15 protein-coding genes are annotated in these 20,659 nt (G+C 62.2%); 3 read left to right on the top strand and 12 right to left on the bottom strand.

The features are described 5' to 3' along the window. Nucleotides 1-446: 446 nt before the first annotated feature. Nucleotides 447-1,256 (top strand): TIGR01458 family HAD-type hydrolase, encoded by an 810-nt coding sequence (locus ACFMO7_RS08615; RefSeq protein ID WP_376795082.1) that lies wholly within the window; start codon nt 447-449, stop codon nt 1,254-1,256. A gap of 93 nt (nt 1,257-1,349) precedes the next feature. Here ACFMO7_RS08615 and ACFMO7_RS08620 read toward each other — a convergent pair whose 3' ends face one another. From ACFMO7_RS08620 to ACFMO7_RS08655, 8 genes are all read right to left on the bottom strand, one after another. Further along, a complete protein-coding gene (locus ACFMO7_RS08620; protein ID WP_376795083.1) occupies nt 1,350-2,699 on the bottom strand; it encodes a protein kinase in 1,350 nt (449 codons plus the stop codon). Nucleotides 2,700-2,778: 79 nt separating this feature from the next. Next, nucleotides 2,779-4,089 (bottom strand): hypothetical protein, encoded by a 1,311-nt coding sequence (locus ACFMO7_RS08625; protein WP_376795084.1) that lies wholly within the window; start codon nt 4,087-4,089, stop codon nt 2,779-2,781. A gap of 14 nt (nt 4,090-4,103) precedes the next feature. Further along, nucleotides 4,104-5,255, bottom strand: coding sequence for a glycosyltransferase family 4 protein (locus tag ACFMO7_RS08630; RefSeq protein ID WP_376795085.1), 1,152 nt, complete (start codon nt 5,253-5,255; stop codon nt 4,104-4,106). Between the two features lie 4 nt (nt 5,256-5,259). After that, nucleotides 5,260-6,426, bottom strand: coding sequence for a glycosyltransferase family 4 protein (locus ACFMO7_RS08635; protein WP_376795086.1), 1,167 nt, complete (start codon nt 6,424-6,426; stop codon nt 5,260-5,262). After that, complete coding sequence (locus ACFMO7_RS08640; protein WP_376795087.1) at nt 6,410-7,597, bottom strand: glycosyltransferase family 4 protein; 1,188 nt, start codon at nt 7,595-7,597, stop codon at nt 6,410-6,412. Before ACFMO7_RS08640 ends, ACFMO7_RS08635 begins: the two co-directional genes overlap by 17 nt. A gap of 459 nt (nt 7,598-8,056) precedes the next feature. After that, entirely contained in the window at nt 8,057-8,401 is a 345-nt protein-coding gene (locus ACFMO7_RS08645) for a histidine triad nucleotide-binding protein (protein WP_376795088.1), read from the bottom strand. A gap of 100 nt (nt 8,402-8,501) precedes the next feature. Then, on the bottom strand, nt 8,502-9,788 hold the full coding sequence (locus tag ACFMO7_RS08650; RefSeq protein ID WP_376795089.1) for a hypothetical protein: 1,287 nt from the start codon (nt 9,786-9,788) through the stop codon (nt 8,502-8,504). Nucleotides 9,789-9,978: 190 nt separating this feature from the next. Beyond that, entirely contained in the window at nt 9,979-13,050 is a 3,072-nt protein-coding gene (locus ACFMO7_RS08655; RefSeq protein WP_376795090.1) for a helicase C-terminal domain-containing protein, read from the bottom strand. Between the two features lie 481 nt (nt 13,051-13,531). On the opposite strand from ACFMO7_RS08655, the gene ACFMO7_RS08660 reads away from it, so the two are divergent. Further along, the gene (locus ACFMO7_RS08660; protein WP_376795091.1) at nt 13,532-14,242 is read left to right on the top strand and encodes an NUDIX domain-containing protein; all 711 of its coding nucleotides are present in this window, start codon (nt 13,532-13,534) and stop codon (nt 14,240-14,242) included. A gap of 187 nt (nt 14,243-14,429) precedes the next feature. Here ACFMO7_RS08660 and ACFMO7_RS08665 read toward each other — a convergent pair whose 3' ends face one another. The 3 genes from ACFMO7_RS08665 to prfA all read right to left on the bottom strand — a co-directional run bounded on the left by ACFMO7_RS08665 (nt 14,430) and on the right by prfA (nt 18,144). Beyond that, on the bottom strand, nt 14,430-15,188 hold the full coding sequence (locus ACFMO7_RS08665; protein WP_376795092.1) for an HAD family hydrolase: 759 nt from the start codon (nt 15,186-15,188) through the stop codon (nt 14,430-14,432). Nucleotides 15,189-15,512: 324 nt separating this feature from the next. After that, nucleotides 15,513-16,751, bottom strand: coding sequence for a pyridoxal-phosphate-dependent aminotransferase family protein (locus tag ACFMO7_RS08670; protein ID WP_376795093.1), 1,239 nt, complete (start codon nt 16,749-16,751; stop codon nt 15,513-15,515). A gap of 292 nt (nt 16,752-17,043) precedes the next feature. After that, a complete protein-coding gene (gene prfA, locus ACFMO7_RS08675; RefSeq protein WP_376795094.1) occupies nt 17,044-18,144 on the bottom strand; it encodes a peptide chain release factor 1 in 1,101 nt (366 codons plus the stop codon). A gap of 997 nt (nt 18,145-19,141) precedes the next feature. Here prfA and ACFMO7_RS08680 point away from each other — a divergent pair. After that, nucleotides 19,142-19,822: a hypothetical protein gene (locus ACFMO7_RS08680; RefSeq protein WP_376795095.1), complete on the top strand. Its 681-nt coding sequence runs from the start codon at nt 19,142-19,144 to the stop codon at nt 19,820-19,822. Nucleotides 19,823-19,977: 155 nt separating this feature from the next. Here ACFMO7_RS08680 and ACFMO7_RS08685 read toward each other — a convergent pair whose 3' ends face one another. Beyond that, on the bottom strand, nt 19,978-20,655 hold the full coding sequence (locus tag ACFMO7_RS08685) for a histidine phosphatase family protein (protein ID WP_376795096.1): 678 nt from the start codon (nt 20,653-20,655) through the stop codon (nt 19,978-19,980). Between the last annotated feature and the right edge of the window lie 4 nt (nt 20,656-20,659).

Here is a 20,659-nt window from a genome sequence, read left to right on the forward strand (position 1 = left end):
GGTGGCGAAGTTGCCCCGCCCTCTTTCGTCAATCAGTTTGTAGCGACCCTTGATGACACGCCCGATCATGTCACCGTCCATGGCGCAATCTCCTACTTAAAGGCTATTCCTCGCGGCTATTATAGCATCATTCCCTGTCTCGTGTCATTGGTACGTGGCTTTTTTCATCACTCTCATCTCCGGAGGACGAGTGCTGACAGGCCGGGCAAGAGGGGCAAATAGACTACTCTTCGTGTAAACGCTCGAAACCTTCTTGCTTTGCCGACCGGAAAAGCATATAGTGATAATGGTTTCTCTTCAGCCTCGTTAAAACCTTGAACCCGGGAGCCTCGCAGATCGCTGCCCTTTTCTGCCAGACCGGAGGCAGGCTCGCTGTGGTACCATCGCCTGCTCGCTCTCCGCGGAGGCTCCCTCGGGCTTCTGCCCTTGCTGAGAAGGAGGTGCCTATGGGCATGATTCGCGGGGTATTGCTGGACATCGATGGAGTCTTGCATGTGAGTATGCGGCCCGTCGAGGGTGCCGCTGAGACACTGCGCTGGCTAGAGCAGCATGGCTACCGCTATGCCTTTGTTACCAATACTACGACGATGGCCCGGACGACTCTAGCCCAGCGCCTTCAGTCCATCGGCCTGCCCGTCTCCCCTGAGCGCTTGATTACGGCCCCTGTGGCTACCGCGGCCTATCTGCGCCGCCTCTACCCAGGGAAGCGCTGCTGGCTTCTCACAAAGGGCGATACGGCTGCCGATTTCTCTGGCCTTGAACTGGTCGACCCGAACGGTGCGGATACGCCTCAGGTCGATGTGGTAGTGATCGGCGGGGCCGAAGAATTGCTCTCCTATGAGACGATGAACCGCGCCTTTCGCCTACTTATGGCTGGGGCCGACCTGATCGCCATGCACAAGAACCTCTACTGGCGTGTCAGCGATGGGCTGCGCCTCGATAGTGGGCCTTTTGTCTTCGCCCTGGAATTGGCCACTGGCAAGCAGGCTGTGGTTATTGGCAAGCCGGAGCGGGCCTTCTTTGAGGAGGCTGTGCGCTTGCTGGCAACGGCGCCGGAGGAGACGCTTATGGTCGGCGATGACCTGGTCAATGACATTCAAGGAGCCAGGCGCGCTGGCCTGCGGGCGCTGCTGGTCTGCACTGGCAAGCATGGGCCGGATTCCCCCTTGCTGAGGCAGAGCCTGTCGGAAGAGCGTCCCGAGGCGGTATTGCCTTCGATAGCGGCCCTGCCCGACTATCTGTCCGACCAGGGCTGAAATGAAAAAGCCAGGGGAGACGCTGTCATGTCGCTTGCCGCTCGGTGCTCGCCAGGAGAGCAGCAAGCGCCATAGTTATGGCGCGCTGACAGACTAGTTGTGCCCTTCCTGCGGGGATGGTTGGCCATCGGTCAGTTCGAAGCGCATTTCAACAGTGCCGAAGCGTAAGAGGTCGCCGTGTTTTAGAGGGCGCTCTTCGCCGGGCGGCAGGAAGCGGCCATTGAGACGGGTGCGGTTCCGCGAATGGAGATCCTCAACGGTGAAGGTCCCCTGACGGTTGCGGATGCGGGCGTGACGTCGCCCCACCATTTTGTCTGCCAGGCTGATATCAGGATAAAGGTTGCGGACGGGGTCGCGTCGCCCGATGATCATCTCCTGGCCGGCCAGTGGGAAGATTCTGCCTGTACTCAGGTCGACAAGTCTCGCTGGAGCCTTCTCCGTAGGAGGGGAGGTCTCGATGATGGTGCTCAGCTCGGAGGAGGCTGGCTGATTGGCTGGACCTGGGCGAGCCTCTCTCTGAGGAGGTGGGGCAGCAGGGACCGAGAGGGGAGTGGCCATGACGGGTGAGCTGGACTGCTGAGAGTAGCTGGACTGCTGAGAGTAGCTGGTAGCGGCCTGGCGCAAGCTCTCTAAGGCCCCGATGAATTCTTGCGGCGTCTGGTAGCGTTGCTCTGGTTGCTTGGCCAGCGCTTTAGCAAAAAATTGATCGACAAGGGGGGGCAGGTCTGGGCGCAGCGGCCTCAAGGCAGGGATAGGCTCCCTCTGATGCTTGACAATGAGTTCCATGACGTTGGTCCCCCGATAGGGCGGCTGCCCAGCCAGCATCTCGAAGAGGATGGCCGCCAGCGAGTAAAGGTCAGAGCGGATATCCGCCGAGTGGCCGCTATCGATCTGCTCGGGAGAAATGTAGTAGGCTGTGCCCATGAACTCGTCGGTGTCGGTAATGGTCGGGGTATCTTTGGCGCGTGCCAGGCCAAAATCGGTGATTTTCACTTCCCCCCGGTTATTGACTAGAATATTCTGCGGCTTGAGATCGCGGTGGACGATACCACGGCAGTTGGCCGCCTCCAGTCCGCGCGCCACCTGCTCGGCGTAAGTCAGGGCCGTCTCCAGCGGGAGCGGGCCGCTGCGCTGCATGATGGTGCGCAGATTATGGCCGTCGATGTAGTCCATGACGATGAAATGGACGTGCCCATCCCAGCCGTAGTCGATGACGTGCACGATGTGCGGATCATCAAGGCTCAGCGGGAGCGAGGCTTCGCGCTGGAAGCGCTGCAGGATTTCCGAGTTGCGGAAAAACTTCTCGTGCAGCAATTTAACGGCATAGAGGTAATTGGTTTCCAGGTCGCGCGCAATGTAGACAGCGCCGAAAGCCCCCTCGGCAATCTCATCGATCAGCTTGTAACGCTCTTTGACCAGGTAGCCGAGGAATCCATCTTCCATAGGGATAGCTGTTCCTCCTCCTCCTGACTTATTTGTCTGTCCTGACCAGTGCGACTGCCGCTTAGCCCGCCTCACTATATCATAACGCGCGGCGAAGAGCGAGGCCAAACCGGCCAAGGGTGACCGCAAGTACAAGGCCATTGCGTAGCAGGATGATGGCAAAGAAGCCGGGCAGCCTTGGAGCGATCTGGGGAGCGCTGGCTGGATCGGCCAGGTGGGAGTAGTAGAAGACGTAGATAATGCTTGTCAGCAGACCGATGGCGAGCCAGGTGAGCAGCCAGAGGCGGGCCTGGCTCGCGGAGCTCCGGCTCAGGCCGGAGCTGGCCACCAGGGGAATGACCCACAGAAGATACTGCGGACTGAAGACCTTGCCGGTCACAATGAGGAGCAACAGGAGCGAGAGCATACTTTCCCAGAGATCGAAGGTGCCTTTGTATTGTAGCCAGAGAGTCAGCAGGAGGCCAAGGCAAAGTAGGACTGTCAAGAAGAGGCTCACGGCGGGTGCTAGCGGACTGATGAGATTGAGCGAGCCGTAGCTGAAGAGCAGCTGGGGCGGCAGGCTGATGCCGATCAGACCACTGAGCCAGAGCAGGCTCGCGGCCAGCGATTCGATCTGGGGAGGACGCTGGCCAAAGTACCGTAACGGTCCCAGAAGGGCGCCTTCGGGGTTGAGCAGAGCAAAGAGAGCGCTGACCATGACTACGGCGGCCACGAAAAGCAACAGGTGACGCCAGCGCCAGCCAGTGATCTTATGAGCCGATGGCTCGCCAGCTCTAAGATGCTGTTGCTCGGCCAGGAAGAGCGCTGGCAGACCCAGGAGGGGATAGAGCTTGAGGAGCGTCCCGCTGGCCAGCGCCAGGTAGGCCAGCGCCCATCGCTGGCGTTGCGCCGCTACAAGACAGACCAGCACGCAAAGCGAGGGCAGCAGGTCGTAGCGCACCTGAAGGATCGGACCGCCTCCCACGATGAGCAGCAGCGCGCCGCTCAGCGCGGCCTGGGGCGAAACAAAGCGATACAGGAGCCAGAGCATGAGGCCGGCAGCGACGAGCATCAGCAGCGCGAAGGTTAGAGTGTAGTAGGGAGGCGGAACCAGCAGAGGCAAGGAAAAAGGTACGAGCGCGAGCGGTGGATACTCGAGCGGCAGGACCTGAAAGGGAGCCTGCGCTCCCTGGAGCGAGAGAAAGGCGCATTGCTGCGCCGGAAGCCAGCGCAGGGCGGGGCTGCCGAACCAGAAAACCAGGGCGTAGCACTGGTAGCGTAGCAGGTCGGTTGGGGCAAAGAAGACCTGCCAGGCGCTCTCGACGAAGAGGAAGGCGCCGAGCAGGAAGAGCAGCCAGGGGGCGGGCCACCGGCGCAGACCACCTATCCAGCGAAGAGCGGAGCGTCGCATCGCGATTGCTATGCTCAAGAGGCAGAGGGGGGTCGCGAAGGAGCGGCCTCGCGTTCTGCCAGCATCTCCAGAAAGACCTCGTAGGTCTTGCGGGCGATGGCCTCCTGAGTATAATTCCGCAAGATATGCTGGCGGGCCTGGCGCGCCAAACGCTGATAGAGGTCCTGATCCTCAAGCAGGCGTCGCACACATTCAGCCATCGCGCGCGCGTCCCCCTCCGGGAAGATCAGGCCGCCGTCGCCGACCGTCACAGGGATCTCGCCCGAGCTAGAACCGACTACAGGCACCTCGCAGCACATGGCCTCAGCCATCGAGCGCCCGAACTGCTCCATCCAGTTGGGGCGTGTCAGCGAAGGCTGCAGCAGCACATGCATCTTGCGCATCTCATCGGGCACCTTGTAGCTTGGCAGGCTGCCCAGGAAGGTCACGCGCTCGGCCACGCCCAGACGCTGGGCCTGGCGCTCCAGCTCATCGCGCAAAGGCCCATAGCCAATAAAGACCACCCGACAGCACTCCGGCAGCATGGCCAGGGCCTCGATAATCAACGGAACCCCTTTTTCCTCCTTCAGGCGGCCCACGTAGCCCAGGATAAACGGCTCACCCGGCTGATAAGGTCGGCGTTGGGGATCGGGATAGTGCAGACCAGGCTCGGCGCCGAACTGTGCAATCAAATGGATCTTGCCCTGATAGCCCTTCCGGCGCAGCACCTCGCCCGCGGCCTTGTTGCAAGCTTGCGCGTGGCGGGCGTAGCGATAGCAGTACAGTTCAAATTGGCGGAACGGAGGCGGATAGCGGCGGTAAAGGTTCTGGAACGTCGAAAAGATCGGCAAGGCCCCATAGCGCCGAGCCAGGCGGATCGCCTGATAGGTGGCGAAATTATACGGCTCCTCATCGACGTGAACGATATCGGGGCGCACCCGGCGCAGAATGCTATTGAGCTGGGGGTAGTAGTGGATATGAAAATGGCCGTTGAGGGCCATTGGCGTCACGATCAGCTCGTAGCCCTCCAGGTAGACCCGTTCCAGCTCCTGCTTGCTGCCGTCATCGGCCAGCCAATAGGGAGGAGTGACGGCGATCAGCTCGACGCCAGGACACTTTGCCAGCTCCTCCAGCTTGCGATGAGAAGTGCCGGCGACATAGGCTTTAGAGATGGTCAGAACGCGCATCGCACTAAGCTCTCTCCAGGGATAAAGCAGCTTCGTAGGCAGCCAGCGTCTCGCTCGCGGTCCGCTGCCAGCTAAACTGGGTAGCGCGGCGCAGAGAACGGGCCCGCAGGTCTGCCTCCAGTCTCATATCACTGAGAACAGCATACATTGCATCCGTGAGGGCGTCCAGATCGGTAGGATCAACGCATAGAGCGGCGTCGCCCACGACCTCCGGCAGAGAAGTCCGATTAGAGCAGACCACGGGGGCGCCGCAGGCCATCGCCTCCAGGGGATCGAGGCCGAAGCCCTCGTAGAGGGAAGGGAAAACGAAGAGACCGGCGCTGCTATAGAGTGCGGCCTTATCTTCATCGTGCACAAAGCGCACGATGACCTTATCGGCGATGCCCAGTTCGGCGGCCACCGGGCGCGGATCGGAGAAGCGTGGGCCACGCTGCCGGTCAGGATCGCCCGAAATCAGCAGGCGCAGGTCTGGCTCGCCCAGGCGCTGATAGACACGCGCAAAGGCCCGCACCAACTGTGGAACGTTCTTACGGACATCTAGTCCGCCCAGGTAGAACACGTAGCGTTGGTGCTCGGCCAGGCCGTAGCGCGCGCGCGCCCTGGCCAGGCGCTCGGGGTCGTGCACTGGACGAAACTCCTCGCCAGCAGCCTCATAGATCACGCGAATGCGCTCGGGTGGCAGCTTCAGCGTCTCGACGATATCGCGCTTTGCGTGCTCGGAGACGGTGATGATCAGAGTTGCGCGCCGTACCGCGTATTCGATGAGGCGCATATACGCCTCGATCTTGGCTCCGGCTCGATAAATGGGGATATGCCATGGAATCACGTCATGGACAGTAACGACGACGGGCAGGGAAGTTCGCAGCGGTGGGGCAAAATAGGGAACATGGAGCAGATCGACGCCGTGGCGCCGGGCCGCGCGCACGGACGTCATCTGCTCCCACACAAGCTTTTCGACATTCTCGCTCCGAGCCAGCCAGGCGGGAACGGCGGCTCTGACATAGCGCATCCGAGGTGCAAGCGTCAGCGGCAAAGGCTCAGAGCCTGGTCCCAGCAGGAGATACTCATGCTGCTGATCGAGCGTAGCCAGGGCCTGGAGCAGGTGCAGGAGGTACTGGCCGCTCCCGCTGGCGGGATAGCGAAAGAAGAGCGCATTAATGCCGATCCGCATAGGAAGCCTCCAGCGTAGTAAAATCCGAGAGGCCCTCGTGGAGCTTCTGATAGACAAGGAGCATTTTACGGGCCGAGGCTTCCCAGGTATAGCGTTTCACCTGCTCGTAGCCCTTCTGGCGTAGCTCCTCGCAGAGCTGCTGATCGGCGAGCAAGCGGGTGATGGCGGAAGCCAGAGCCTCGACATCGTAGGGATCGACCTTGAGGGCGGCCTCGCCGACCACCTCGGGCAAGGAGGAAGTATTCGAGGTGACCACGGGGGCGCCGCAGGCCAGCGCCTCCAGGGCGGGCATCCCGAAGCCCTCATAGAAGGAAGGATAGGCGAAGACATCGGCCATACTATAGAGCATGACCAGATCAAGAGTACTCACGTGGCCCAGGAAGCGCACCTTCTCGCTCAGGCCCAGGCGGGCCACCTCCTGCTCGGTTTCCTCGTAGAGCCAGCCAGGGCCGCCGACGATGGCCAGCATTTTCGGACGCGGCTTGCGGCTCTGAGCCTGGTGGAAGGCGCGGATCAGGCCCAGATGGTTCTTCCGTGGCTCCCTGGTCCCCACGGTCAGCACAAAGGGATGCTTCAGGCCGTACTTATAGCGGGTGGCCTCCAGAAGGACCGGGTCGGTGACGCGCCGGAAGGCCCGGCCTACTCCCGGAGAGATGATGACCATCTTCTCCGGGGGGGTACCCAGATACTGGCTCAGAGTTCGAGCCGAAGCCTGAGAGACCGTCGCCACCACATCGGCGCTGCGGGCAGCCCGTGGAACCACCTCGCGCAGGTAGGCGGCCAGTGAGGGGACAGCGTATTGAGGGTATTCCAGAAACGCCAGGTCGTGGATGGTCACCACGGTGCGCGGACGGCGGAAACGGCTAAACGGTGGCAGGACAAAGTCGGGGCCATGGTAGAGATCGACAGGGCCGGTGAACCAGTTCGCGTAGAGAGGGAGCTGCCAGCGGTACCAGAGAATATTGAGGTAGCGCTCAGGAATTGGAACGCGCCGAATCGTCACGTGCTCAGCGTGAGGGAAAGTGCGGCCCTCTTGAGGGGGCTGGCTGCTCAACAGGACATAATGATTCACCTGATCTTGAGCCAGCAGGGCGTCGACCAGGCAGCGGATATAGGTGCCGATGCCGGCGCCCTGTCTGATCGCCGTGGTATAGTCGATGGCAATGCGCATAAAGACTTCCCTGGCCTTTGTAGAGATCTTCCTGAAGGATTGACTCAGCGCTGCTCGGCCTGGTAGTGACCTCGGCTCGCCAGAGGCGGCGGTTCGACTTGCTTGCCGGACTCCTGTCTGCCTCTCTACCTGTCTACCTGTCCGCCTGTCCATGAGCGGAGGAGGAACGGAGGAAGAGCAGGCCAGCAGGCCAGAAGAGGCTAAGGAGCGAGGCGAACTTACCAAAGGCCGACGATGCTACCGCGGGGCCATAGAGACCCAACCCGAAGCGACCCAACCGTCCCCACCAGCGCGCGGAACAGTAACGACTCGGATTGGTCCAGTCGAACCATGTCGAAATCGTGCCTGTATGGAACACGAAAGAAGAGGGGCGAGAGAGGCGCCGTGTCAAGGCGAGCCAGGCGCTCGAGGAGCGCTGGCGATTCTCGCCCCAGGGAAAAGCGGTTCGGCCTGCGGCGACTAGCCGGGCGGCCAGCCGAACCGACGTCCGCCCAAGAGATGGAAGTGCAGATGAAAGACCGATTGTCCGGCGTCGGGTCCGACGTTGGTGACGAAGCGGAACCCGCGCTCAGAGAGACCGAGATCCTGAGCGAGCTTATTGGCGACGACGAAGATGTGGGCGAGCAAGGCCCCATCCTGCTCCGTCACCTCCTTCATTGAAGCCAGGTGGCGCCGCGGAATCAGCAGCACGTGGTGGGGTGCCTGTGGATTGATGTCCGCAAAAGCGACGACCTCGGCATCCTGGTAAAGGATCGTGCTCGGGATCTCGCCGTTAGCGATCTTGCAGAACAGACAATCTTGCATAGTTGCCTTCCCTCAAGCCAGGAGCGGGCCGGGGCTGCCAGGCTTGGCCCGACCGGGCAAGCGGCGGAGCAAGCTCGAAGGCCAGCCCAGCTCTGGCCGATTACTCCTCCGAGGCTGGCTGGCTCTCAGCCACGTGGAGCCTACCAGGCTCGCTGCTGCCGGAGCTAGCGCTCTCCCGAGGGAGAGAGAGGGCCTCTGGAGCGGGCGAGGTTGCCAGCGTACCTGCCGGCAAGGCTGGCACCGCCTGTTTATTGTCCCCGTCCTGAGCGCCCGTTGTCAATTCCTGAGCGTGCAGGCTAGGATCATTGTACTGCGGCAGCTTCAGCTCCTGGCGGATGAGGCGGATCGCCTGATAGACCACAGCGGGCTTAAGCGAAAGCTGTTGCGCGATGGTCCGATGGATACCGATCGGAGGCACAGGGAGAAACGGCTCATACAAAGCGCGGATCTTCGCCAGTTCTTCACTGTTCCCTCGGTAAGGCTGAACCTCCCACCAGCTTGGAAGCCCCTCGCGCTCGCGCAGGGCCTTAATGATCCGCTTCACCGCCGATTTCGGGATATTCAACTCGTGGGCGATCCGTGTGCGGATGCCATCGAACTCAACAGGCTGGGCCAGCTCCTTGTAGCGCGCTTCGACCAGAGCCACCTGCTCTGGCGTGGGCACGAAGGGAGCCGGCGGGGGAGTTTTTTCGCGCTTGGGCTTGGCCGGCTGTGGGAGAGGCTTCGCTGCTTTAGTGGGCTCCTTTGCCTGTCGATGGTGGTGATACGGGTAAGCGGCCTGGCCCGTCCCTGGGCGGGCCCCTCCTTTTCCACTGGGGGTGAGACCGGAGCTGGCGCCGCTGGCTCTAGAGAAAGGACCAGCCGGACGGGGTGTCCGTGCGGGGCCGCTCTCCGCGGGAGGGCGCGGACGCTGACCCAGCGAGGAGAAGCCGCCCCGGAAGAGGGGTCCCCGGCGCTCCGCCTCCCAATACTGGGCGGGGCCGCGTGGTCCTGGCCGCTCGCGTTCTCGCTCGCGCTCCCGCTCCGCTCGCGGGGGACGCCCGGCGGGCCGGACTCCTTCTCGCCCTGGGTGGTTCGTGTTGGCAGGGAGACGCGAGGCTGGCCCCTGCAGTGGTCTGGCTCGTGCGGGCGACGGAGACTGCTCCGGCTCACTGACCTTGATATCCTGCAAGTGATCAAGCCAATGGCTGGTCCCTCCCGGAGAACTGTGGGGCCGTGGGGGTGGCGGCACCGGACGGGGCGCGCTCACCGGTCGCTGTGGGCCTGTTTTGGTGACCTGCTTCTCTTTTCGCGATTTCTGATTACACTCAGGGCAAAGGGCTTCTTTAGCATTAACCGACTGGAATCGCTTGCCGCAGTTGATGCAGCGCATCTTGACTTTGCTCATGCAGTTCTCCCTGTACCGCTGGATACAAGAACTTCTCTCACTCGCGTCGGAATGCACTTCCTAGTATAGCAGCTTTACCCGGAGCGTCAATTGTCTTAGAAAAAGATCCTGTTTCCCCATCGGTATTGCTGAGTGCGCAATAATGCTTAGTACCGGAACACCCGCCAATTGTCTGCTCTGGGCGAGGCTGCTAGGCGTCCTGGAAAAAGCGGTAGACCTCTTCCAGCCGATCGGTGCGGCGGGCTGGAGGCAGGGCGCTCAGAATGAGTCGGCCATAGCTCTTAGTATAGATGCGACTATCGAGAATCGCCATCACCCCGCGATCGTCGCGTGTGCGCAGCAAGCGGCCCAAGCCCTGCTTGAGGCGCAGCACGGCCTGGGGAAGCACATAGGAGCCAAACCAATTCTCGCCGGCCTCTTTCATCAGGGCAACGCGGGCGGCGTGGACCGGGTCATCGGGGGGATCGAACGGTAGCTTATCGATGACTACCAGAGAGAGCGCTTCGCCGGGAATATCGACCCCCTCCCAGAAGCTCTTGAGGCCGAAGAGGACCGCCGGCTCTGCTTTGAACTGGCGCAGCAGCTCGCTGCGGGGCCAGTCGCCCTGGCGCAGCAGGCGGTAGGGCAGGGAACTTGCCTGCAGCAGCTCGTAGACGGCGTCCAACATGCGCTGACTGGAGAAGAGTAAGAAGGCGCGGCCCTGAGAAGCGTTGACCAGGTGCAGCATTTCGCCGGCGATCGCCTCGGTGTAGCGTCGCACGGCCTCGCCGCTGCCGTAGGCCGGTTCGGGCAGATGGCGCGGCAGATAAAGCAAGGCGTTGCGCTGGTAGTCGAAGGTCAAGGGAAGAATCCGCTCCTCGACCTCGGGCATCTCCTCGTAGCTGAGGCCGATGCGCTGTCGAAAATAGGCGAAGTGAGGACCTTTCTCCTCGGGTCGGAGCGGGTGTGGTCCCGTGGTGGCCAACGTGGCCGAAGTGAAGATAAGGACCGGTGTCTTGAGGAGCTTCTCGCGCAGCCAGGAAGTCACATCCAGTGGTGCTGCCGAGACCTCGATATGGCTGCCGCGCTGGCCGAGCTGAGCCACGCGCTCCAGGTAGTAAACGTAGCGCTCGGGCTGATTGACGGCGAACACGGTGCGAATCTGCTCGGCCAGATTCTGTGTGCGTTTGAGGAGCCGATCGTAGAGCGTACTTTCCTTCTCTGGCAGATCGCGGGGGCGCTCCTGGCGCAGGGAGTCGGCGAGCTGGGCGATGACGGTGGCCAGTTGAAGGCCCTCTTCCAGCGGCTCCTGTAAGTTCAGGCGTGAGCCGGGGCCGCAGTAACGCGCCAGCTGCTCCAGGCGGCGCCAGGTCGTGAGCCAGGCACGCTCGGCCTCGTCCTGGATGCTCAGGCGGCTATGCTCCTTGAGCATACGCTGGGCGAGCAGGGTCCGAATCTGGTTGGGACTGATCGTAATCGTGAAAGCGCGCGTGGCTTCCTCTTCGAGGTGATGGGCCTCGTCGAGGACGATGAGATCGCGCTCGGGGAGCAGGTGCCCCTCCAGGGCGGCGTCGAGCAGCAGCAGCGTGTGATTAACCACAATGATCTGGGCCCGTTCGGCGCGCAGGCGCATCTGCCGGACATAGCAGTCGAAGAAGAACGGGCACTTGCTCCAGGCACACTGATCGCGCTCGGCCACGATGCGACTGCGAAGGTCGGCGGGGAGAGGGAAATCGAGGCTCTCGATATCGCCGTTGAAATCGGCATCGGGGTCCTGGGTCAGCTCATAGAGACGGCGGAACTCGCGGTTTTTGGTAAAGAGCTGCATGCCCAGGCGCTCGTTCTCGAGGCGGTCGAGGCAGATGTAGTTGCCCATGCCCTTGACCAGGGCGGCCTCGAAGGGCTTGATGTACTGCTGGACAAAGGGAATGTCCTTGTAAAAGAGCTGCTCCTGCAGGGCTTTGTTGGCCGTACTGATGATGGCCACCCGGCCAGAGCGCACGATGGGCACAAGGTAGGCCAGCGATTTCCCTGTGCCGGTGGCCGCTTCCAGGATGGCGTGGTGCCCTTGCTCCAGGGCGCGGGCCACGATCTCGGCCATGGCGATCTGGGCGGGTCGCTCTTCGTAACCCGGCAGGCTTCGCGAGAGGATACCACCCTGGCGCAGGTCAGCGCGGACGGTGGCCAGCAGACCTTCCGCCGCTGGCTCCTCCGGCCGCTCCTCCGCCTTGTTGGAAGAACGTATGCTGGCATTGACCGGCTCCCGGTCCTGGCCTGAGGCCGCCGGCGACGGACGCGCTGGTAGAGTGCCGGCCGGCGCTACCACGGTGGCAAGGCGTGAGGCGACAGGGCTGACAGGCTCGCCGGCTGGAGCCTGGGAGACTGCAGCGGGGAGTTGAGCGGCCTGCCCGAGCGCGCTCTCTCCCTCCCGCGAGCGATAGAGGGTCTTGGGCAGGCCCTTGATGGCTGCCAGACAGGCATCGGTAAAGGCGCGCACGTGCGGGAAGCGCTCATCGGGGTCAAGGGCCAGAGCTTGCAAGAGCACCGCCTCTAGCTCTGGGGAGATAGCCGCGTTCAGACGTCGCGGCCCAATGAGAAGCCGGCGCTCCTGCTGTGCCAGCAGCTCTTGGGCTGTCTTTCCCTCGTAGGGGGGACGACCGCAGAGCCAGTGGTAGAGCAGAGCCGCCAGGGCATACTGATCGCTAGCCGGTTGGGGCGAACCGCGCAGATGCTCGGGAGCTTTATAAGGCAAGGCTGCAGGCTCGTCGTCGTATGTCAGGCTCCCGTCGCGGCAGGCCAGGGCAAAATCGGTCAGTACGGCATTGGCGGGAGTGCCGAGAATGCAGCCCGGATGCAGATTGCCATGCAGAACCTTGCGCTGATGAGCCACATGCAGGGCGTCGCCGATGGCCAGCAACACGGGCAGCGCCCCATCGGGCGTCAGAGGGTGCTGGTTCTGGAAATAGGCTTCCAGGCTCTCCCCTGGAAGATCGCGCAACACAAGATAGCCGTAGAGCCGATCGCCGGCGGCCTGGCCAAGGAGGCCATAGTCTCTCACCGAGACAATGGCGCGGTTACCAGAGAGCCTCTTGAGGTGGCGCGCGCGCTCCTGAAAAAGCTGTTGGTCGGCTTCCGTAAGCAGGGGGAGAGCGCTGACCTGAATGAAAATCTCGGAGCGGGAGCGTTTCGTTGGCTGACAGCGGTAAAGGGTGCCACTGGCCTTCTCCTTGATTTTCTCTGCGATGGCGTAGGAATCGATCTGGTGCAAGTCTGTGCCTGCCATGAATGGCTCTCCCCCACAACTGAACAGATGTTTGTGCTGCCTGTGCCAGTATATCACAGCCGTCCCTGGCGCACAATGCCAGCACTGCTGAAGCCAACTGGCCAGGCCAGGCTTGCCGAAGCGGGCGGGACCTCGCTATCCGCCCGGTGGGGCGTGCCGCTCCTGTCGCCTTAAGCGCTCCCACTTGACAGGAGTCCCAGAGTCGGCTATTTTAGCCTAGACGAGACACGCATTGTGAGGAGCGTGGCACGATACGCAATGGATGAGCGAGCGGGCAGGCGCCGGGGACGGGTGCGCGCTTCTCGCGGCGAACTCTCTACCCAGCGACTGATCAACTGACGATCGATCGATCGACCGACCGACGCATCTCTTATGCGCCGCTCATCCAGCCGAAGTGTTGCCTCCAATTGGCCACAGAGCTGTCTCCCGGTTTCCTTCTTACAGACTCTGATCAACAACTATGGGTGAGCAGAACGAGCAGATGAGCAGTGGGCAAAGCCAGATACCGAGCGCGGAGGCCCAGGCCCATCATTATGATCCCTCAAAATATGAGCGGCCCTCGGTCACCGTTGACGTGGTGATGATGAGTATTCGCCAGTCCGACCTGCAGGTGCTGCTGGTCAAGCGGCGCTCCTGGCCGTATGAGGGCATGTGGGCTATTCCTGGGGGCTTCGTGCATATCGACGAGTCGCTAGAGGATGCGGCCAAGCGTGAGCTGCATGAGGAGACGGGCGTCCAGGACGTCTATCTGGAGCAGCTTTATACCTTCGGTGACCCTGGACGTGATCCGCGCATGCGGGTAATCACGGTAGTCTACTATGCGCTTCTCGATTCGGAGCGGCTGCAGGTACGGGCGGCAGACGATGCCAGCGATGTCGGCTGGTTTTCCATGTACAACCTGCCGGAGCTGGCCTTTGATCACGCCAAGATCCTGGCCTATACGCTGCAGCGCATTCGGGGCAAGCTGGAGTATACGACGATCGCCTTCAACCTCTTGCCTGAGCAATTCACGCTCCGCGAGCTGCAGCGCGTCTACGAGATCATTTTGCACCGCAAGTTGGACAAGCGCAATTTTCGCAAGAAGATTCTCTCCACCGGTATTCTTGAAGATACGGGGGCCAAGAAGATGGAAGGCACCCACCGGCCCGCCCGGCTCTATCGCTTCAATCCGGCAGCGGTAGCGCGCCAGTAGGGCGGGACAGCGGGTGCTGAGAAGGCCCTCGTCTATCTCTGGTCTGGTCTTCGGAGCGCTTCCTTCCTCTTGTGGAGCACGGAGTCGCCTCTGGCCCGGCATGAAAGGCTTGCCCATCTCCGGGCTGCGGCTGCTCCGGGTCCGGGTCATCCGATCTCGCTGTGTGTGAGGTCGGCCTGGCCTCTGTCTAGCTCGGGACCTCGTCGTACCCGGGCAGCTCAAGCAGCGTCAGCAGCTCTGTCAGGGAATGAATAAGGAGGCAGTCGACGTCGCTGCTGCGCAGGCGCTGTGCGCGGTCAAGGAGTACGGGCGTGATACCCGCTGAACGAGCGCCGAGCACGTCATGGATATACGAGTCGCCAACGTGCAGCGTGTAGTCAGCAACGGCGTTGGCGCGCTGGAGGGCCGTTTCATAGAGAAGTGTCGATGGCTTGGCGTGCCGCGCGATGGCGGAGACGATCACGCAGTCGAAGAAGCGCGTCAGACGATGGCGGCGCAGGATAGGGCCGAGGCTGATGCCCCAGTCTGAGATGACGCCCAGGGTATATTGATGCTCACGCAGGACCTCCAGCGTAGGCACAACGTCGGGAAAGACCTCCCAGCTCGTGTGAGCCTCAAACTCCTCTATAATGGCCCGGGCCAGCTCGTAAAGTCGCTGCTCGCTTCGCTCATCGACGGCCTGACGAAGCAGGCTGACGTAGTAGCCGAGCCACAGCTCATTGATGGCCTGCTCGCTGGCCCAAGTATGGCGGTTCAAGCGCACCTGGCGGTAGAAGTAATCCTCTGCCTCGATCAGCCCCTGCTTGAGGCGGGAAAGATCGACGCCCAGGCCCGCCCGCTGGCAGACCTGCTGACAGATCTCGACAACGGAAGGGTAGGGCTGCAGGAGGGTCTGACCTGCATCAAAAAAGATAGTGCGAATTGCCTGGGGTTGCTCGAGACGCATAGCCACCTCTTTTCCTATCTGCTCCAGTCCATGAACCGATTGGGGCCGACCTGCTGACCCGCCGCGGGCAGGGGCCGGGAACGGCACTCGACCCTGCCTTGGGGGACGAGGCCGTTCCTGTTGAATGCCTCTAGGCTGCTGGGCGGCGGGCAGTCCTTCCTGGCAGCCTGGGACAGAGAAGATTGGAGGCCGTCAGGGGCCAGCACGCCTTGCCTTGCTCCTGTCGCACTGACCTGCCTGTCTGCCTGGTAGCGCGGACGGACAGTGCGCGGCAGCTCTGTCTGGCTCCTCGCGCGTTGCCAGTCTGCCACCCGCTTTGCCAGCTCAAGCCTGTTGGGAGACCTGGTCAGCGCCCCGATAGATTTCCGCAGCAGCCGCCAGTGCCGTCCCGGCCTGAACTGGCCAACCAAATGAGGGCAGCAGCTGCTCAAGGGCCGCCAGCACCGTCTCAACGTTCTTACGTGAGGCATTGTAGCCCATTAGCCCGATGCGCAGGAGCTGCCCTTTCAGGGGACCGAGGCCCCCACCGACCTCGATGCTGTAGGCCGTCAGGAGCTGGCGCCGAAGCTGCTCTTCTGGAACTGGAGCGGGCAGACGAACGGCTGTCAACACCGGCAGCTCGTAACCTGGACGCGGCAGCGGGGAGAGACCTAGCGCCTGCAGCCCGGCGCGCAGCGCCTCCCCATGCAAGCGGTGGCGTTGCCAGCGGGCCTTAAGCCCCTCTTCTAGTACGATGCGTAGGGCCTCATGCATAGCGAGCAGCAGATTGCTGCAGGCCGTATGATGATAGGCGTGGTCGCCGTTCCAGTAGCGCTGGAGGGCCAGCAGGTCGAGATAGTAGCTCTGGACCGGTCGATGGCGTCGACGGATCACTTCAACGGCACGGGCGTTGAGCGTCACCGGGGCCAGACCGGGCAGCGCCCCAAGGCACTTCTGGCTGCCGGCATAGCAGGCGTCGATCTGCATCTGATCGATATGGATGGGAATGCCGCCCAGGCCGGAAACGGCGTCGACCACAAAGAGGGCCTCATGAGCATGGGCGATCTGCGCCAGCTCTTCCACGGGCTGCAGCAGGCCGGTGGAGGTTTCCGCGATGGCGGTGGCGAAAAGCCTGGCCTCGGGATGCCGCTCAAACGCCTCAGCCACCTGCTGCGGATCGAGCGGCTGCCCAGGCTCGCTCTCCAACAGAATCACCCTGGCCCCGATCCGCTGCGCAATCTCGGCGATTTTCCCGCTGAAGAAGCCCAGGCTTCCTGCAATGAGCGTATCGCCCTCCTCCAGCAGATTGCAGAGCACGGCCTCGGCCCCTGCGAATCCCGAGCCAGAGACGCAGAGCGTCAGCTCATTCTGCGTCTGAAAAACCCGGCGTAGCTGGGCGGCGACGGCTCCGAGCGTATCGAGCAAAAAGGGGTCGAGATGCCCAAGCTGGGGGGCAGCAGCGGCGCGTAACACCCGCGGATCGACATTACAGGGTCCTGGCCCGAGCAAAAGTCGATAGGGAGGATGGAGTTCAGAGAGCGTCTCCTGGGTCACAGCGGCCTGACCAGGCAATGGTCGATTCATCGAAGAAAAAGCCTACCTTTCACTGAGAGAAATAGCGAAGTTATACCCTCTCCACCCCCGCGGCCCACTCTTCACGGAAGAAGGATAGCACATCGCGACCAGCTTTGTCCGTGGAAGACGAGGGGACTCAGCTGGGCTGGGGCCGGCGGAGAAGGAAGGGAGCAGAGGGGTGCGCGGAGGCAGGCAGAGCGGAGCAGAGCAGCAAGGATGAGGATGCTCTATACCTCTAGACCTGCGGCAGACGGGTCGACGGACGGTCCCACGTCCGTGGGCAGTCCCCTGCTTCCGCGCTTCACTGGACGGCGGCAGGCTCTTCAGCAAAGAGGCGCTGCAAGCGATCGGCCTGGTCCGCAGCGATGAGGTTATCGATGAACTCATCCAGCTCGCCGTCGAGCACGCCCTGCAGGTTGTAGCGAGTCAGGCCGATGCGGTGATCGGTCACCCGATCCTGGGGGAAATTATAGGTGCGGATCTTCTCGCTGCGATCGCCCATCTGCACCTGCGAGCGGCGCGCTTTCCCCAACTCCTCCTGACGGCGGGCCTCCTCCAGATCCCAGAGGCGAGCTTTCAAGACCGAGAGCGCCCGCTCCTTATTCTTCAACTGGGATTTCTCATCCTGGCAGGTCACCACCAGGCCGGTGGGCAGGTGCGTGATACGCACCGCTGAATCGGTCGTATTCACGCTTTGGCCGCCGTGGCCCGTTGAACGGAAGACGTCGATACGGATATCGCTCTCCTTGATCTCGATATTGATCTCCTCATCGGCCTCTGGCAGGACGATCACCTTCGCCGTTGAGGTATGGATCCGTCCATTGGCCTCCGTCACGGGGACGCGCTGGACGCGGTGGGTGCCGCCCTCGTATTTCAAGCGGCGATAGGCTCCCTTGCCACGCACCAGAAAAGTGATATCCTTGATCCCTCCCTGATCGGTCTCGTTTAAGTCGAGAATCTCGATTTTCCAGCGGCGCTGCTCGGCATAGCGGCTATACATGCGGAAGAGGTCGGCGGCGAAGAGCGCGGCCTCCTCTCCACCGGCGCCGCCCTGGATAGTGACGATGGCGTTCTTCTCATCCATCGCATCCTTGGGTAGCAGAGCCAGCTTGACCTCTTCGGTCAGCTGTTCGCGGCGCTCCTTAAGGCGGATAACCTCCTCGCGAGCCAGCTCGCGCAGAGCTGGATCGTCGCTGTCGCGCTCCAGCTCCTCGGCCTCCTCCAGCTCTTTAAGGGTAGTGCGCAGCCGATAATATTTCTGAACGACCTCTTCCAGCTCGGCCTGCTCACGCCCGTAGCGTTGGAGCAGAGGGACATTGCTCAGAACCTCGGGCTGGGCCATAAGCGTATTGAGTTCTTCGTAGCGATTGGCCAGACTCTCAAGCTTCTGCATTAAATCCATAGATGATACCTCACTGACTCGCAGATACTGATCTTGTGGCAGAGCCACCTGGTGATGAGCCGGAAGCTGACGGCTCGCTGCTCCACCTTGTTGAGCCTCTCGCTCTGCCAGGTGGCCAGCCTGACCCGAGTGGCAATCGCGCCAGGCAGCGCTTGCAGGGACTGGCCTGGTGCCTTGTGCAGAGGATCTCGGCAGGAGAGCAGTGTATGCAGCTTGTCACGCTGACACGTGCAGAGCAGGCGTGGCCCTGTTCTGTTCTGAGCAGAGAAGAAAGCCGCTACCCGGCAGCGAGCAGATAGCACTCCGTGCCAGTAAGACTGGCACGATGGGCAACGGATGATAGACGCGGAAGATCGCGCATGATGACAGACAGGAACAAACCCATTTCCATTGTATTATAACACAGCGGCGCCGCTCTTTCTGGCCTCCCCCCGAAAGGTTGCTGCTATTGGCAAGCATCTCTATACTCAAAAGTGTAGAGGGTAAGGTCTGGGTGAGAGGTAGAGTGCTGAGGAGCTGATGTGAGGCCCACTCAGATCCTGGAAGCGAGTCTGTTGCCTGCCTCAGCGCGGGCCGTGGGAGGCCAGAGCGGCTCTGTTCCTGAGCTGACGGTCCTGGGGGCGGCGCAAGGTGAGGGTGGCTCAAAGAACATGGGAGCGAGACGGGGAGGTTGGGGGGGGGATGCGGAAGGTTGCTCGCAGGGTGGGGACCCATGAGAGGCCGGAGAGAGGCATCTTTTGCCCGAAGGAGATGAAACTTGCCGTCCTATCGGATCGTGCCAGGAGCAGGTTCTCCACTCATGCCAGTGAGCGCGGGGCGTACGAGCAGCCTGGTCAGCCCTGCCAGCTTAGCGTATTTGTTGGCGGTGCTGGCGGCCCGATCTCTGTCGGGGACCCATCCGTTGCCTGCACTGCCGGCAGCCCAATCGGCATGATCAGCGTGAAAGAAAGAAAGAGAAGAAGGGCCTGTCCACAGCGAAAGGATGTGATGAATAGCAATGGCGAAAGGTAATGGCTTTGCGCCGGTAACAGAAACGCTCAAAGAAGTCCGGGCGCGTACAGCCGAAATGGCGCGTACCGGCCTCTCGACTGTCCAGGACAATGTGCAGACCGTCTTAGAGCCGCGCCGTCGGCGCCGTTTTCTGAAGCGCCTGCGCAGGGGACTGCGCGAGACCTCGGGGCACGTCGAAGACCAGCTCCAGCAGGGGAGCCAGGCACTCCAGCGAGCCTGGAGCGAGGGCCGCAAACCGGTGGAGCGCTCGCTCGACCAGGCCCGACGCGAGGGTGGGCGCCTCAAGGATCTGCTAAGCGAGCAATTCAGTCTGCTGTTAGGGGCCGCGGCGGCAGGACTGGGCCTTCTCCAGGTGGCTCTCGAGAGAAGCATGCACGACGCCCGAGGCAGGCTGGAGCGCGCGCGTGGCAACCTGGCAGAAGCGCGGGCCGCCTGGCAACAGGAGCGCGAGCGACGGGCGCGTCGTCGCCGACAGGCACGCCGGCTCTTCCGCTTCGGCCTTCTGGTCGGGATTGTGCTCGCCCTCCTCTTTGCCCCTCGCCCAGGCCAGGAAACGCGGCGTCGTCTCGGTGGCTATCTGCGCAACATCGTAGCCTTTTTCCAATCGCGGCCGTTCGTCCGCTCGCAGTCTGAAACTACCGAGCACGTCCCTCTCAACGTTCATTAAGCCCGGCCGATGTTGGCGAAAGAAAAGGAATGACAGGCATGACGGCGGGCAGAAGGAGCGTCCCATCCCTCGGGGCATTTGTTCCTTCTGCCCGCTCTTCGTTTTGACGGTAAGAGGACCAGTGGCGGTCCCAGCGACCTGGGCGGCGGATCGGTTCAGCGCCTTTGCAGGTGACAGATATCGTTTAGAGCAAAGAGCACGCGCTGTGAGCCGGCCACGCGCACAACCGTAATCGAGGTATTGGCCGCCGGGAAGAAGAAATCGCGCTCCAGACCCAGCACCTCGGCCACATAAGCATTGATCACGCCCCCATGCGCGAAAGCGATCACCCGTCTCCCGCGATGGGCATGAGCGATCTCGTCCAGCGCCCTGACCACGCGCGCCCGGAAGGCCTTAGACGGCTCGCTGCCCTCGATGGCATCCCAGCTTCCGCTGGCCCCGGCTAGACGAATAATATCCAGTTGGCGCTCCTGCAGTGTACGCGCCAAAAGCTCTAGATTCCCTTCCTCAACCGGCAGCGGACGAACCGTGCCGAGGCGGATCTCTTGCAGGTCGGGGACCACGATGGGAGTGAGACCCAGGCGGTGTGCCAGAGGAGCCGCGGTCTCGCGGCAGCGGCGCAGAGGGCTGCTATAAATAGCCGCGAACTCCAGCGAAGCCAGGCGCTCGGCCAGGGCTTGGGCCTGCTCCTGGCCTTTGCGCGAGAGAGGAAGATCATCGTAGAGGCCGCCCGGGATCAGCTCGTCTGCAGGGGGGAGCGCATCGCCATGACGAACCAGGAACAGCTCAGCGGCGTGAGAACGCCGCAGGAGAAAAGGGTCATCCTGCAACAAAGAA

Source organism: Thermogemmatispora sp. (assembly GCF_042408735.1).
GTDB lineage: Bacteria > Chloroflexota > Ktedonobacteria > Ktedonobacterales > Ktedonobacteraceae > Thermogemmatispora.